This window comes from Mesorhizobium sp. RCAM 05104 (genome assembly GCF_059683645.1).
Map to the genome: position 1 here is coordinate 4111453 of NZ_CM185033.1, position 14608 is coordinate 4126060.

A 14608-nucleotide genomic window follows, 5' to 3' on the forward strand; every position below is an offset into this window, starting at 1 on the left:
GCAAGCCGTCAAACCTTTGTCGCCAAACAGCGGTCATCTGCTACCATAGTCGCAAAAGCATGTGACGGGAGGGAATTAGCGTCATGGCCAGCCTGAAAACCGCAAGTCAGCCGAAAAAGAGCCAGGCAAAGGGGGAAGACAAGTCCGGCAAGCTCGCCGATTATCTGCTGGCCCGAGCCCCTGCCGAAGACATCGCCGCCTATGACGTGGCCGACCTTGTGCGCGCTGCGGATCTCGCCGGGCGCGCTGTCGCGCGGCACAAGAAGGGCGACTGCGTCGTCGCGATCGATGTCGATTCCGGTGTCGTCCGCCAAGGCCGGCCGATGACCGTCATCACCGTCGTCAACGACAACATGCCGTTTCTGTTCGATTCCATCCTCGGCGAAATCACCGACGCTGCCGGTGAGCCGCTGCTGGTTACCCATCCGGTTATCGTCGTCAAACATGGCAAGGGCGGCGTCGAGGAAATCCTCGGCGACGGTGGCACCGTCAAGAGCGACACCGCCCACGACCGGCTGAGCGTTATCCATGTCCATATCGGCCGGCTTTCCGTCGAACATGCCGAGGCTTTGGCCGGACGGTTGAAGAAGCTTTTGGGCCAGGTGCGCGCCGCGGTCACCGACTGGAGGCCGATGCTGGCCCGCCTCGACCAGGCGATCTCCGAATTCCGCTACGCGCCGGTGCCGCTCGACAAGGCCAACGTCACCGAGGCGATCGCCTTCCTCGAATGGCTGCGCGATGACAATTTCACCTTTCTGGGCATGCGCGAGTTCAAATACACCGGCAGCGAGAAGAGCGGCATGCTGGAGCGTTCCGACAAGCCCGGCCTCGGCATCCTGGCCGATCCCGACGTGCTGGTGCTCAGGCGCGGCACCGAAGCGGTGACGACGACACCGGAGATCCGTGCCTTCCTGCACGGGCCGGAGCCGCTGATCGTCACCAAGGCGAATGCCAAGTCGGTGGTGCATCGCCGCATCTATCTCGATTACATCGGCGTCAAGACCTACACCGCCAAGGGGGTGCTTTCGGGCGAACTGCGCATCGTCGGCCTGTTCACGTCGACCGCCTACACGCGCTCGGTGATGAAAATCCCCTATCTCAGGTCGAAGGCCGAAACCATCATCGCCAAATCCGGCTTCAATCCGGAGGATCATTCCGGCAAGGCGCTGATCAACGTGCTGGAGAGCTATCCGCGCGACGAGCTGTTCCAGGTTCCGGTGCCGATCCTGCGCAAGCACGCCGAGGCCATTCTGGGGCTGGTGGAGCGACCTCGCGTCAGGGCGCTGGTGCGCGCCGACCAGTTCGACCGCTTCGTCTCGATCCTCGTCTTCGTGCCGCGCGACCGCTACGACAGTGTCGTGCGCGAGAAGATCGGCGCCTATCTCAAGACGGTGTTCGAAGGGCGGCTGTCGGCATACTACCCGGCTTTCCCGGAAGGCGGGCTGGCGCGCGTTCACTTCATCATCGGCCGCTCCGGAGGCAAGACGCCGAAAATCGAACAGGTGACGATCGAGGCGGCGATCCGCGACATCGTGCGGACCTGGGAGGACGCGCTGCGCGAAACAGCGGCCGAATCCGGCGCCGATCCGGCGCTGTCGGCAATCGCCGCGCGGTTTTCCGAAAGCTATCGCGACAGTTTCTCGCCAGCCGTGGCGCTGGTCGATGCCGGGCGCATCGCCAAGATCAGCGCCAGCAATCCGATCGCCATCGACTACTACCGTCACGGCGAGCAGAAGCCGCACCAGGCGGCGCTGAAGATCTATCACCACGGCAGCCCGGTGGCGCTGTCGCGGCGGGTGCCGGTGCTGGAAAACATCGGCTTCCGCGTCATCAGCGAGCGCACCTTCGAGGTCGGCGACGCCGCGACCGGCACGATCAATGGTGATCAGCCCGGCATGATCAATGGTGATCAGTCCGGCATGATCAATGGTGATCAGCCAGGCATGGTCTTCATCCACGACATGGAGCTTGAGAACAGCTATGGCAAACCGATCGAGCTTGGCGATCATGGCGCGCTGTTCGAGGACGCATTCCTCGCCGTCTGGCGCGGCGACGTCGACAATGATGGCTACAACGGCCTTGCCCAGACCGCTGGCCTTTGGTCGGGCGAGATCACCATCCTGCGCGCCTATGGCCGCTATCTGCAGCAGGTAGGCATCCCGCAGAGCCAGGATTTTATCGCCGCGGCGCTCAATCGCTATCCCGAGATCGCGCGCGGCCTGCATGCCCTGTTCCTGGCCCGGCTTGGGCCGACCGCCGAGACGGAAGGCGTCGTGGCGGCCAAGCATCTCAAGGCCAAGATCAAGGACGCGCTGGAAGACGTTCCCAACATCGACGACGACACCATCATCCGCCGCTATCTCAACCTGATCGAAGCCTCGCTGCGCACCAATCATTTCGTTGCCGATACGAAAGACAAAGGCCAGTCGCTGGCGATCAAGCTCGATTCGCGCTCGGTCGACGGATTGCCCGAGCCGCGGCCGTGGCGGGAGATCTTCGTCTACGGTTCCGAGGTCGAGGGCGTGCATCTGCGGTTCGGCCCGGTGGCGCGTGGCGGCCTGCGCTGGTCGGATCGCGCCCAGGATTACCGCACCGAGGTGCTGGGCCTGGTCAAGGCGCAGCAGGTCAAGAACGCCGTCATCGTGCCGGTCGGCGCCAAGGGCGGCTTCTTCCCCAAGCGCCTGCCGGCGGGCGGCAGCCGCGACGCCATTTTCGAAGCCGGCACGTCAGCATACAAGAACTATGTTTCGAGCCTTTTGTCGATCACCGACAATATCGGACTCGAAGGGGTCATTCCGCCGGCCGGCGTGGTGCGCCGCGACCAGGACGATCCGTATTTCGTCGTCGCTGCCGACAAAGGCACGGCGACCTTCTCCGACACCGCCAACGCGATCAGCGAGGCCCATGGCTTCTGGCTCGACGACGCCTTCGCCAGCGGCGGTTCGGCCGGCTACGACCACAAGAAGATGGGCATCACCGCCAAGGGCGCGTGGGAAGCGGTCAAGCGGCATTTCCGCGAGATGAACCGCGACATCCAGACCTCTCCCTTCACCGTCGTCGGTGTCGGCGACATGTCGGGCGACGTGTTCGGCAACGGCATGCTGCTGTCCGAGAAGACCAGGCTGATCGCCGCCTTCGACCATCGCGACATCTTCATCGACCCGGATCCCGACATGGCGGCGTCGCTGGCCGAGCGCCAGCGCATGTTCGCGTTGCCGCGTTCGAGCTGGCAGGATTACGACAAGACGAAACTGTCGGAAGGCGGCGTCATCGTCTCGCGCAACCAGAAGTCGATCACCTTGCCGGCAGCGGCCGCCGCGGCCATCGGACTTGGCAAGACCACGGCGTCGCCGGTCGAAATCCTGAACGCCATCCTCAAGGCGCCGGTCGACCTTCTTTGGTTCGGCGGTATCGGTACGTATCTGAGGGCATCCACCGAGACCAATGCCGATGTCGGCGACCGCGCCAACGACGCTATCCGCGTCACGGCGCTCGACGTGCGCGCCAAGGTGATCGGCGAGGGCGCCAATCTCGGGGTGACGCAACGGGCGCGTATCGAGTTCGGCCTGAACGGCGGTCGCTGCAATTCCGACGCCATCGACAATTCGGGCGGCGTCAACTGCTCCGACGTCGAGGTCAACATCAAGATCGCGCTGGCGTCCGCCATGCGCAAGGGATCGCTGACACGCCCGGCACGCAACAAGTTGCTCTCCGAGATGACCGAGGAGGTCGGCGCACTGGTGCTCTCCAACAATTACGAGCAGACGCTGGCGCTTTCCATCGCCCGCAAGCGCGGGCTCGCCGACATCGCTCACCAGAGCCGCTTCATGGCGGCGCTGGAAGCGCGTGGCCTGCTCAATCGCACCGTGGAGACGCTGCCGTCGCCGGCGGCCCTGGCCGAGCGCGAAGCACGCGGCGAACCGCTGACCAGGGCCGAGCTCGGCGTGCTGCTGGCCTACGCCAAGATCGTGCTGTTTTCCGACATCGTCGCCAGCGACGTGCCGGACGAGGCGCATTTCGACCGCGACCTGATGGACTATTTCCCGGCGCGCATGGCGAAGAAATTCGCGTCCGAGATCCATGGCCATCGCCTGCGCCGCGAAATCATCGCCCGCGTCGTCGCCAACGATCTGGTCAACCGGGGAGGGCCGTCCTTCGTCAACCGGCTGCAGGAGGCGACAGGTCGCAGCGTCGCCGACGTCGTCCGCACCTTCGCGGTCGTGCGCGACGGGTTTGCCTTGCCGGCGCTCTATCGCGAGATCGATGCGCTCGACAACCACATCGACGGACAGATCCAGCTCGATCTCTACCAGGCGGTCAGCCGGCTGATCTACGTGACCAGCGGCTGGTATCTCAAGAACGATGCCGGCACGGATGGGCTGGCCCAGCGCATCGCCGAACTGCAGGAAGCACGCAAGGCGCTGGAACCGAAGCTCGCCTCGCTGCTGCCGGCCTTCTCGCGCGAACGGATCGAGGAGAAGCGGCATGGCCTTTTCAAGAGCGGCACGCCGGAACGGCTGGCCGAACAGCTGGCGCTGACCGACGTGGCCGAACTGATCCCCGACATCGCGCTGACGGCGCGGACGGCCAATGCCGACATCGTCGCCGCGGCGAAAGCGTTCTTCGCGGTCAGCGATGCCTTCCGCATCCCGCGCGTCGAGGACGCGGCTCGGTCGATCACGCCTTCCGACTACTACGACCAGCTGGCGCTATCGCGCGCCACCGACACGATCGGCTCGGCGAGGCGTGGCATCGCGGTGGCGGCGCTCACCGGCCATGCCAAGGCGGCGGATCCGGTGGCGGCGTGGCTGGAAGCCGGCGGCGAGCGGGTGGCGCGCATCCGCGAGCGGCTGCAGGCGCTGACCGAGGGCGGCGACATCACCGTGTCGCGGCTGTCGGTCGCATCCGGCCTGATGAGCGATCTGTCCGCGCGATGATCGCTTGCCAGATCGGGCGAGATTGCCAGCCAGAACTACGCTATAGAGCGATACGGCGCCCTGCTTCGGGGCTCCGTCAAGCATGATCCCGAAAGGTGGATGCGGGTTTTCGGGCAGGATCATGCTCAACAAAAAGACGGAGGGGACATGACCGAGGTGGCAGTGCAGCGGGCGTCGGGGCGTGGCATCTGGGGATGGATGTTCTTCGACTGGGCGGCGCAACCGTTCTTCACCGTCGTCACCACCTTCATCTTCGGCCCCTATTTCGTTTCGCGCATGGCCAGCGATCCGACTACCGGCCAGGCGGTCTGGGGCTACGGCATCGCCGCGGCAGGACTGGTCATCGCCGTGCTGTCGCCGATCCTCGGCTCGATCGCCGACCAGACCGGGCCGCGCAAGCCATGGATCGCGTTCTTCGCCGCGATCAAGATCACCAGCCTGGCCCTGCTCTGGTTCGCCGCGCCCGGCTCCAACCTGTTCCTGGTCGTGGCGCTGTTCTCGCTGGCCTCGGTGGCGGCGGAATTCTCGACCGTTTTCAACGATTCGATGATGCCGCGCCTGGTGCCGAAAAGCGAGATCGGCCGCATCTCCAACATTGCCTGGGGCCTCGGCTATCTCGGCGGCATGATCGCGCTGATCTTCGTCGTCACCTGCATGGCCGGCTCGCCGGAAACCGGCAAGACGATCATCGGCATCGACCCGCTGTTCGGACTCGACCCGAAGCTCGGCGAGGATGCCAGGGCCACCGGACCGCTGTCGGCGGGCTGGTACTTCCTGTTCATCCTGCCGATGTTCTTCTTCACGCCGGACGCCATCAAGGGCATTCCGATCGGGCCGGCGGTGCGCGAAGGCCTGTCGGAACTGAAATCGACGCTGGCCGAGGTGCGCCGGCGCGGCGGCATCTTCCGCTTCCTTGTCGCCCGCATGATCTACCAGGACGGCGTCAATGCGCTGCTGGCGCTGGGCGGCACCTTCGCGGCGGCGATGTTCCACTGGTCGATCACCGAGATCGGCATGTTCGGCATCATCCTCAACGTCGTGGCCATCTTCGGCTGCTGGGTCGCCGCGCGCCTCGATACCGCCCTCGGCTCCAAAGTGGTGGTGATGATTGCGCTTGTCATGTTGTCCGTCGCCACCATCGGCGTCGTCTCGACCGGTCCGGGCTTCACGCTGCTCGGCCTGATACAGCTGCCGACGGTCGATTCGGGCGGGCTGTTCGGCACGGCGGCCGAAAAGGCCTACATCATGTACGGGCTGTTGATCGGCCTGGCCTTCGGGCCGGTGCAGGCGTCGTCGCGCTCCTACATGGCGCGCAGCGTGACGGCGGCGGAATCCGGCCGCTATTTCGGCATCTATGCGCTGGCTGGACGGGCAACCAGCTTTCTGGCGCCATTCCTGGTGGCGACGATCACCGCGCTCAGCGGCTCGGCCCGGCTCGGCATGGCGGTGATCATCCTGTTCCTGGCCATCGGCATGGCGATCCTGGTTCGCACACCGTATCCGGCGGACCGGCCGGCGGAGTGAGCACCTCTTCCTTCTCCCCTAGGGGAGAAGGAAGGCGCCGCCTAGACTAATGCCGGAAATGCCTCACACCCGTAAACACCATGGCGATGCCGTGTTGGTCGGCGGCGGCGATGACGTCGTCGTCGCGCATCGAGCCGCCCGGCTGGATGACGGCGGTGGCGCCGGCTTCGATCGCCGACAGCAAGCCATCGGCGAAGGGGAAGAAGGCGTCGGAGGCGACGACCGAGCCCTTGGTCAGCGGCTCGGCAAGGCCGGCAGCCTCGGCCGCGTCGAGTGCCTTGCGCGCGGCGATGCGCGAGGAATCGACCCGGCTCATCTGGCCGGCGCCGATGCCGACGGTGGTGCCGTCCTTGACGTAGACGATGGCGTTCGACTTGACGTGCTTGGCGACGCGGAAGGCGAATTTCAGGTCGGCCATTTCGGCCGGTGTCGGCGCCCGCTTCGTCACTACCTTCAGCTCGAGGTCGTCGACGACGGCATTGTCCCTGCCCTGGACGAGCATGCCGCCGGCGACGGATTTGACCGTCGTGCCAGGGGTGCGCGGGTCCGGCAGGCCATCGGTGACCAGCAGGCGCAGGTTCTTCTTCGCCGCGACGATTGCCGCTGCCTCGTCGGTCGCACCGGGCGCGATGATGACCTCGGTGAAGGTTTTCACGATCTCTTCCGCCGCCTCGGCGTCGAGGACGCGGTTCATGGCAACGATGCCGCCGAAGGCCGAGACCGGATCGCAGGCGAGCGCCTTGGCGTAGGCTGCCTTCAGCGACGTGCCTTCAGCGACGCCGCATGGGTTGGCGTGCTTGATGATGGCAACGGCGGCGGAGCGGTCCGGATCGAATTCGCCGACCAGTTCGAAAGCGGCGTCGGTGTCGTTGATGTTGTTGTAGGACAGCTGCTTGCCCTGAAGCTGGCGTGCGGTGGCGACGCCCGGCCGCTTGTCGCCGTTGACGTAGAAGCCGGCGCTCTGGTGCGGGTTCTCGCCATAGCGCATCACCTCGACCAGCCTGCCGCCAAAGGCGCGCCAGGTCGGATGCTCGATCTCGAGCGCCTCGGCGAACCAGCCGGAGATCGCCGCGTCATAGCTGGCGGTGCGGGCAAAGGCCTTGGCCGCCAGCTTCTTGCGGAAATCCAGCGACAGCGAGCCGAAATTCATCTCCAGCGCATTGAGCACCGCGGCGTAGTCGCCGGGGTCGGTGACGATGGCGACATAGGCGTGGTTCTTGGCCGAGGCACGGATCATCGCCGGGCCGCCAATGTCGATGTTCTCGACGATCGCGGCATAGTCGGCGCCGGAGCGGCGGACTTCCTCGAAAGGATAGAGATTGGAGACGACCAGATCGATCGGCTCGATCTTGTGGTCGCGCATTGCCTTGGCATGCTCGGGGTCGTCACGCACGCCAAGCAGCGCGCCGTGCACCGAAGGATGCAGCGTCTTGACGCGGCCATCCATGATCTCGGGAAACCCGGTGAGCTCGGAGACGTCGCGCACGGCCATGCCGGCTTCGGCGATCGCCCTGGCCGTGCCGCCGGTGGAGACCAGCTCGACGCCGGCGGCCGCCAGCGCCCTGGCGAAATCGATGAGGCCGGTCTTGTCGAAAACGGAGAGCAGCGCGCGACGGACGGGAACGAGGTCAGGGGCGGGAATGTTCTTGGCGGCGACGGCCATGGGCTGGCGGCCTTTCACGGCTGGAGGGGTAAGTCCGCGCCGTAGCACATGACATCAGGAAATCAAGCCGCAAGGTCAGTCCTGGCGGACACAGTCAGTTGTTTTCCGGGTAGCCGGCGACGCTGGTGCGTGTCAGCTGCCAATGGACCTCGGCAACGTCCGATGCCTTGAAGGCGAGCACGATCTGCCGGCTGCGGCGCGGGCCGCCAAGGCCGGCGAAATAGATCGATTCCTCGACCTCCGGCGCCACTTCGCTGGAGGTGAACACCCAGGTGTCGGCCTGATCCGCGGCGAGGACCAGGCGATCGTGCTCGTCCTGCAGCAGGTCGATGTCGGGGTGGACGTGGAAGCGGATGGTGATGAAATCGCGGCCGTTGTTGCGGATCGAGGCATTGCCCGGCCGCAGGAACCGGTCCCTGCCGGCCAGCACGTTGCCATTCGTCGACAGTTTCAGCTCGCGCTCATGCAGGAAGCCGAAGCGGGCGACATAGCCATCGTGGCGGGCGATGAAACCCTGAACGCCCTTCTGGTCGGTGCGCTTGCACGGGACGTGCTGCGGGCCGCCGATCAACGGCGAGCCGAGCAGGTCGTTGACGCGCAGCGAGTGGCTGAAGCGTGCCGACGAGGTGTCGTTGATGGTGGCTGTCGAGTGCGCGGCCGTGGCGCGGGCCAGCGGCCGGAACTCGGCGGCACCATAGGTGTCGATGCCGGCATTGACGATGTAGTGCTGGCGGCCGGATGACAGTTCGAAGGCGAGGCATCCGGCGTGCGCGGCGTTGGAAACGTCGACCGGCGGCGGCAGGCCGGTGTCGGCGATGACGGTGACGCCACCCATCGACAGGCGCTCATAGCCCGAATGCGGCGCATGCAGGAGCGGCGCGCCGGCGGTGTCGTCGTGGCGCAGGATGGTGGCGATGCGGTCATGGATGGTGGCGCCCATGCCGTTGAAGTGGGCTAGGCTGCCGTCCTGGTGACGGAAGAAGCGCAGCGCCGGCAGCATGCGGTCGATGGCGCCGATCAGCGCCTGCGGCGGCGTTTCCGCCTGGTTGGCATAGGTCTGGCGCAGCGGCAAAAGGTCGGCGAGGATTTCCAGCACCGCCATAGGATTGCGCGAGATATGTCCGCCGTCGGCGAGGATCTGGCGGTCGAGTTCCTCGGCGAGGTTGCGGGTGGCGCCACGTAGTGCCGATGCGGGCGCCGGCAAGGACAGGGTGGCGAAGGCCAGCGCGATGCGGGCGCGCAGCCGGTCCTTCCCATCGGGCATCTCGCGCGCCATCGACCTGAGATAGCGGATCTGCATGGCCAGCGATTTCAGGAAGGCCCGGTAGAAGGGGAATTCCGCGCCCTGCAGCACGACAGAGGAATGCTGCAGCCAGGCGATGATGCGCTTGGCTGTCGTGCCGGGCTCCCAGGCAACACCGGAAATATTGCTGCCATGCATGGCGATCCAGTCGGCGACCAGCGCGCGGGCGTTGGCGGCGGCAAGCTCGGTGCCGGCGGCGCGCATGTGGCGCAGCCAGCGAAAGCCATGCAGCGTCTTTTGCCAGCCGTGGTTGGGGACGTTGATCTGGAAAGGCGACTTGCCGCCGGTCTCGACCAGATGCCCCGACAAGGGGTAGCGGCCGTAGTAGATCTCGAGCGCGATCTGCGGGTCGGCGAGGCGCAGGTCCGGCGGCGCGATCAGCACACGCTCCGGCGTGCGGCCGGAATAGCGCCAGCGATAGACCGGCCCGGCACGCAGGCGCCGGCGCGTTTTGCGCCAGAACTCCTTCGCGACAAGCGTCCATAGACGCGTCGTGCTGCTGGCGGCCAGTGCCAAAACCCCTCCTGATCGTCCTCTACCCCAAGCTCAAGCTTATATGATTCAAGAACTTATGCGAAGGCGGATTCCGCCGAGGTGAAGGGGTTCACTCCGAGGCGGCAATATCGACCCCAAAAAAGTCAAGCCTTTCCGGGAGCATATGAGTGCTCGCGTCGCTGTTCATTTCCTCGTGTGGCGGTGTCGAAACTCGCTGGGCGAACATGTCTCGCGATCCCGAAAGAGCCGGGAAAAATAGAAGGCATCGTGTATGCCGACCGCCATGGCCACCGCCTCAACGGGTGAATCGGTGGTCACCAGCAATTGCTTGGCGAGGTCGAGCCGGATACGCAATTGGAATGCCTTGGGCGATAGCCCGGTGTGCAGTGCGAACTTGCGGCGCAGGGTCGCCGGCGACATCTTGAATTTCGCGGCGAACGCCTTGAAGTCAAGCGGTTCGACCGCGCGATTGCGTAGTTCCTCGACGGCGCGCTGAAAATCGGGATGGCTTTCGCTGTTGCCCCAGCCAGTCGCTTGCCGGGCGGCCCGCACGACCAATCGATGCACGGTGGCAGCGGCCTCCGCCTGACTTAGCGCGGTATCCAGGGACAGCTCGGCATACAGCCGATCGAACAGCCGCTGCATGTCGCCGAGATCGGACAAACGAACGACCGGCGCCTGTTCGACGATCAGCCGCATGCGCGTGAAATCGCGCGTCAAGGCACCTTCGAAGAGCGCCCAGCGCTCGATCCATCCCGACTCGTCCGGCCCATAAGAATGCGCTTTGCCGGGGAACAGCCAGAACAGGCTGGGCGCCGCGATTGCTTGCTTGCCCGCGGCCCTGGTTTCGAGCCAGCCCTTGCCTTGCTCCACCAGCACGACGGCAAAATCCGGCAGCCGTCGCCCGACAATGGCTTGCTCGACACGATGGCGGCCGACACCCGTCACCGACAAGCCGCCCATCGCGGCCGAGGGCGACCGGTACAATGCCAATTGACGGTCATGCATGAGCGAAAAGTCCAGGTTGAATCTTCTGTTCATGGGCACTGGCCGCCACAATAGGGCATTGTCAGCCCAGGCTGGAAGCCATGGGTGATTGAAATGTCGATATCGCAGGCAAAATCAACATCGCGAGACGCTCCTCCCGTCGCCCTTGCGGCCAACGGCAAAGTGCTGTCGACAGCGACGAACCGGTTGGGATATCTCACCCCGACCTATCCCTCCGCCTGCATCGAGACCATTCGCCATCTCTATGGGATGCAAGGCTATGTCTGGCTCAAAGGTTTGTTGCCACGCAGCAGCGTGATCGATCTTCGCGGCTGGGTGTTTTCGCATCTGGCGGATACCGGGTTGGTCAGGCCTGGGCTCGATCCTGCGCTCGGCTTGGCGGCGGCCGGCGCATTCGACCGGCAACTGGCCGATCGCCGCATCATGTCGCTGGTCCGTTCATCTGCCTATGAAGGCTTTTGCGCGCAACCGCCCTTGTCGCGTTTCATGGATACATTCCTGGGCGGGCTGTCCTACCTGCACAAGCGAAAGATCATGCGTTTCACCCAGCCGGGATCGCCTGTCGCGACGCCGGCGCATTATGATCTTGTCTATCTGCGCGGCGGCACCAGCCGTATCGTTACGGCCTGGATACCCCTGGGCGACGTTTCAGTTGATATGGGCGGCCTGGTCTATCTCGAGGGCTCGCATGCGATCGGCGTCGGCATGGAAGCCCGGTTCAACGAAAACAATGCCGGCCTGGATGCTCAGGAACGGATCAGCGCCTACAACCGCAACATGACCGAGGGCGGCTGGGTGTCGAAAGATCTGCCCGAAATGGCCGAGCGGTTTGATACGCGCTGGCTGATCGCGGATTTCGAGGCGGGCGACGTCGTGCTTCACTCGCCCTACATGATCCATGCCTCGACGACCAACCAGAGCGCAGACGGGCGAATTCGGCTGTCCACGGACATCCGTTTTCAAAACGTCGATGACGAAATCGACGCGCGGTGGGCGAACCACTGGAGTCTGGACGACATGCTCTAAGGCTGTATCGATATTCAGATGAGGCCGGCCTGCGAGTGCCGGTTTCCTCCGCTTCCGGTGCTCACGTACCTGAGTACGCTCCGCTCCGGTTCTCGGAAACCGCCACTCTCGGCGCGGCCTGACCTGAATCTCGACACACCCTAGGCGGCGCGCTGCACCTCAGACCACACGTCGCATACGGGCGGCAAAGAAGCCATCGAGCCCCGAGCGTTCCGGCGCGCCGAGGTCGAGATCGGCCGGCGTCGTGCGCAGCGTGCCTTGCGACGTCAGGAATGGGTCGATGCCGGCAATCTCACCTTGATGCAGCGGATCGTCGACGACCGTTGCCGTCGCCTTGAGGAAGGCGCGATGCAGGTCTTCGCCCTCGAGCGGGTCGAGCGAACAGTTGGAAAAGACGATCCTGCCGCCGGGCTTGACGAGGGTGACGGCGCGGGCGAGCAGCCTGCGTTGCAGGTCCGCGAGCTTTTCGACATCGGCCGCCGTCTTGGTCCATGGCACGTCGGGATGCCGCCGCACCGTGCCGGTCGATGAGCAAGGCGCGTCGAGAAGAACGGCGTCGAACAGCTCTTCCGGCTCGTATTTGAGCAGGTCGGCCTGGACGATGTCGGCGGACAGGCCAAGGCGGTCGAGATTCTGCGCCAGCCGCGCCAGCCGGTTCTTCGAAGTGTCGACCGCGGTGACCTTGGCGCCCGCGAGAATCAATTGCGCGGTCTTGCCGCCGGGGGCGGCGCAGAGATCGGCGACGCGCAGGCCCCTGACATCGCCGAACAGCCTTGCCGGAAGGCTGGCCGCCGCATCCTGAACCCACCAGGCGCCTTCGGCAAAGCCCGGCAACTCGGTGACGGGACCGGCAAGCTTCTCCACCCGCACCGTACCGGTCGGCAGGACGATGCCGCCGAGCTGTTCGGCCCAGAGTTGGGGATCGGCCTTGACCGAGAAGTCGACCGGCGCCTCGTGCCGATGCGCGGCCAGAATCTGTCTGGCCTTCTCGGTGCCGTAGGTTGCCCTCAGCCGGTCGGAAAACCATTTTGGCGCTTCGTCGGTGGCGGCAAGCGCGGCCGGCAGCTCGGTTTCCTTGGCGCGGGCAAGCGTGCGCAGCACGCCGTTGACGAGGCCGGAGAAACGCACGGTGCGCGGATCGGACTTGGCGTGCGTCACCGCGAGGTCGACAGCGGCGCTGTCGGGAATGTCGAGGAACAGGATCTGCGCGGCCGCCACATGCAAGATGTGCGACAGTGCGGTGGCGTTGGGCGGCAGCGGCTTTTCCAGGCGCCGCGCCAGCAGCCCCGTGATGGTCATGCGATAGCGCAGCGCGGTGACCAGGATGGCGCGGACCAGGCCACGGTCGCGCAGGTCGAGCGCCTTGTATTGCGGGTGGCCGTTTTCGTGATCGGTCAGGCCGTCAAGCGGCGTCCTGGCGTCAATGACGGCGGCAAGCAGGCGCGCCGCGGCCTTGCGGGCGGCGAGGCCGGCGACGAATTCGCCACCCCCATTCTGTTCCTGATCGCCTGAAACCGTGCGCCGAGGTGCCCTGTCCGCCACGTTCACGACCACCGGCCCTTGGGCCCGGTCGGGTTGCGACCCCACGGGTTGGGTTTCGGCTTGGCCGGCTGCGCCGGCTGCTCCGGCCGCGCGGCCTGGTCCCACGGGCCTGAAGGCCGCTGTTCGTCCGCCTGCCGTGGTGTCCGGGCCTGGCGCGGGGCGGCCTCGGCGCCGCCGGCCGTCTGCCGCGCCATCGCCTGAAGGGCGGCGATGCGGTTCTCGGTGCTCGGGTGGGTGGAAAACAGACTGTCCATGCGCTCGCCGGAGAGAGGATTGATGATGAAGAGGTGGGCCATTGCCGGGTTGCGCTCGGCATCGAGGTTGGGAATGCGTTCGGCGCCGCGGGCGATCTTGTCAAGCGCGGACGCCAGCCAGAGCGGGTGTCCACAGATTTCGGCGCCGCGCCGGTCGGCTTCGTATTCGCGGGTGCGGCTGACCGCCATCTGCACGACCATGGCGGCAAAGGGCGCCACGATCATCGCCGCCAGCACGCCGACAAAGCCGAACGGGTTGTTGTTGTCGCGATTGCCGCCGAGGAAGAAGGCGAAATTGCCGAGCATCGAGATGGCGCCGGCAAAGGTCGCCACGATCGTCATCGTCAGCGTGTCGCGGTGCTGGACGTGGGCGAGTTCATGCGCCATCACCGCGGCAACTTCCTCATGCGTCAGTGCCTGCAAAAGGCCGGTGGAGGCGCCGACCGCCGCATTCTGTGGGTTGCGGCCGGTGGCGAAGGCGTTCGGCTGCGCATTGTCGGTCAGATAGGTCTTCGGCATCGGCAGCCCGGCACGCTCGGCGAGGCCCTGGACGATGGCGTGGTATTCGGGCGCGCTTTTTTCGTCGACCTCGACAGCGTGGTTCATCGACAGCACCATCTTGTCGGCGTTCCAGTAGCTGAACAGATTGGTGCCGGCGGCGATCACCAGGGCGATCATCATGCCGCCCGATCCGCCGATCAGGAACCCGACACCCATGAACAGCGCGGTCATCGCGGCAAGAAGCATGGCGGTGCGAAGTGTGTTCATCGTCTGCTCCTATCCAGAGGGTGGCAAAAAGGGGTCGATCGTCGCGGGTTCATCGCTATATGATGGGAAACGCCAGGTCCCGTTTCAA

Annotated in this window: 8 protein-coding genes; 3 read left to right on the forward strand and 5 right to left on the reverse strand. The window is 65.4% G+C overall.

Annotated features, from left to right (window positions below; all coding sequences use genetic code 11):
• Positions 1-83: 83 nt before the first annotated feature.
• Together AC56QP_RS20160 and AC56QP_RS20165 are read left to right on the forward strand one after the other, a co-directional pair.
• Entirely contained in the window at positions 84-4937 is a 4854-nt protein-coding gene (locus tag AC56QP_RS20160) for an NAD-glutamate dehydrogenase (RefSeq protein ID WP_489858370.1), read from the forward strand.
• Positions 4938-5084: 147 nt separating this feature from the next.
• Positions 5085-6461, forward strand: coding sequence for an MFS transporter (locus AC56QP_RS20165; protein WP_489858369.1), 1377 nt, complete (start codon positions 5085-5087; stop codon positions 6459-6461).
• 46 nt (positions 6462-6507) lie between these two features.
• Here the strand turns inward: AC56QP_RS20165 and purH are convergent, their stop codons facing one another.
• The 3 genes from purH to AC56QP_RS20180 form a co-directional block, all read right to left on the reverse strand.
• Positions 6508-8124: a bifunctional phosphoribosylaminoimidazolecarboxamide formyltransferase/IMP cyclohydrolase gene (purH, locus tag AC56QP_RS20170; RefSeq protein ID WP_489858368.1), complete on the reverse strand. Its 1617-nt coding sequence runs from the start codon at positions 8122-8124 to the stop codon at positions 6508-6510.
• A gap of 94 nt (positions 8125-8218) precedes the next feature.
• Complete coding sequence (locus tag AC56QP_RS20175) at positions 8219-9943, reverse strand: heparinase II/III family protein (RefSeq protein ID WP_489858367.1); 1725 nt, start codon at positions 9941-9943, stop codon at positions 8219-8221.
• A 162-nt stretch (positions 9944-10105) separates the two neighbouring features.
• Positions 10106-10963 (reverse strand): helix-turn-helix transcriptional regulator, encoded by an 858-nt coding sequence (locus tag AC56QP_RS20180; RefSeq protein ID WP_489858366.1) that lies wholly within the window; start codon positions 10961-10963, stop codon positions 10106-10108.
• Between the two features lie 60 nt (positions 10964-11023).
• Here AC56QP_RS20180 and AC56QP_RS20185 point away from each other — a divergent pair, with 60 nt between their 5' ends.
• Positions 11024-11956: a phytanoyl-CoA dioxygenase family protein gene (locus AC56QP_RS20185; protein WP_489858365.1), complete on the forward strand. Its 933-nt coding sequence runs from the start codon at positions 11024-11026 to the stop codon at positions 11954-11956.
• A gap of 159 nt (positions 11957-12115) precedes the next feature.
• Here the strand turns inward: AC56QP_RS20185 and AC56QP_RS20190 are convergent, their stop codons facing one another.
• Both AC56QP_RS20190 and htpX read right to left on the reverse strand, forming a co-directional pair.
• On the reverse strand, positions 12116-13504 hold the full coding sequence (locus AC56QP_RS20190) for an RsmB/NOP family class I SAM-dependent RNA methyltransferase (protein ID WP_489858364.1): 1389 nt from the start codon (positions 13502-13504) through the stop codon (positions 12116-12118).
• Positions 13501-14520 carry a zinc metalloprotease HtpX gene (htpX, locus tag AC56QP_RS20195; protein ID WP_489858363.1) on the reverse strand — a complete coding sequence of 340 codons (1020 nt, stop codon included), beginning with the start codon at positions 14518-14520 and terminating at the stop codon, positions 13501-13503. Before htpX ends, AC56QP_RS20190 begins: the two co-directional genes overlap by 4 nt.
• Positions 14521-14608: the final 88 nt, after the last annotated feature.

Coding starts and splice junctions, on each gene's coding strand:
- AC56QP_RS20160 (WP_489858370.1), top strand. CDS start 84: ATGGCCAGCCTGAAAACCGCAAGTCAGCCGAAAAAGAGCCAGGCAAAG.
- AC56QP_RS20165 (WP_489858369.1), top strand. CDS start 5,085: ATGACCGAGGTGGCAGTGCAGCGGGCGTCGGGGCGTGGCATCTGGGGA.
- purH (WP_489858368.1), bottom strand. CDS start 8,124: ATGGCCGTCGCCGCCAAGAACATTCCCGCCCCTGACCTCGTTCCCGTC.
- AC56QP_RS20180 (WP_489858366.1), bottom strand. CDS start 10,963: ATGAACAGAAGATTCAACCTGGACTTTTCGCTCATGCATGACCGTCAA.
- AC56QP_RS20185 (WP_489858365.1), top strand. CDS start 11,024: ATGTCGATATCGCAGGCAAAATCAACATCGCGAGACGCTCCTCCCGTC.
- htpX (WP_489858363.1), bottom strand. CDS start 14,520: ATGAACACACTTCGCACCGCCATGCTTCTTGCCGCGATGACCGCGCTG.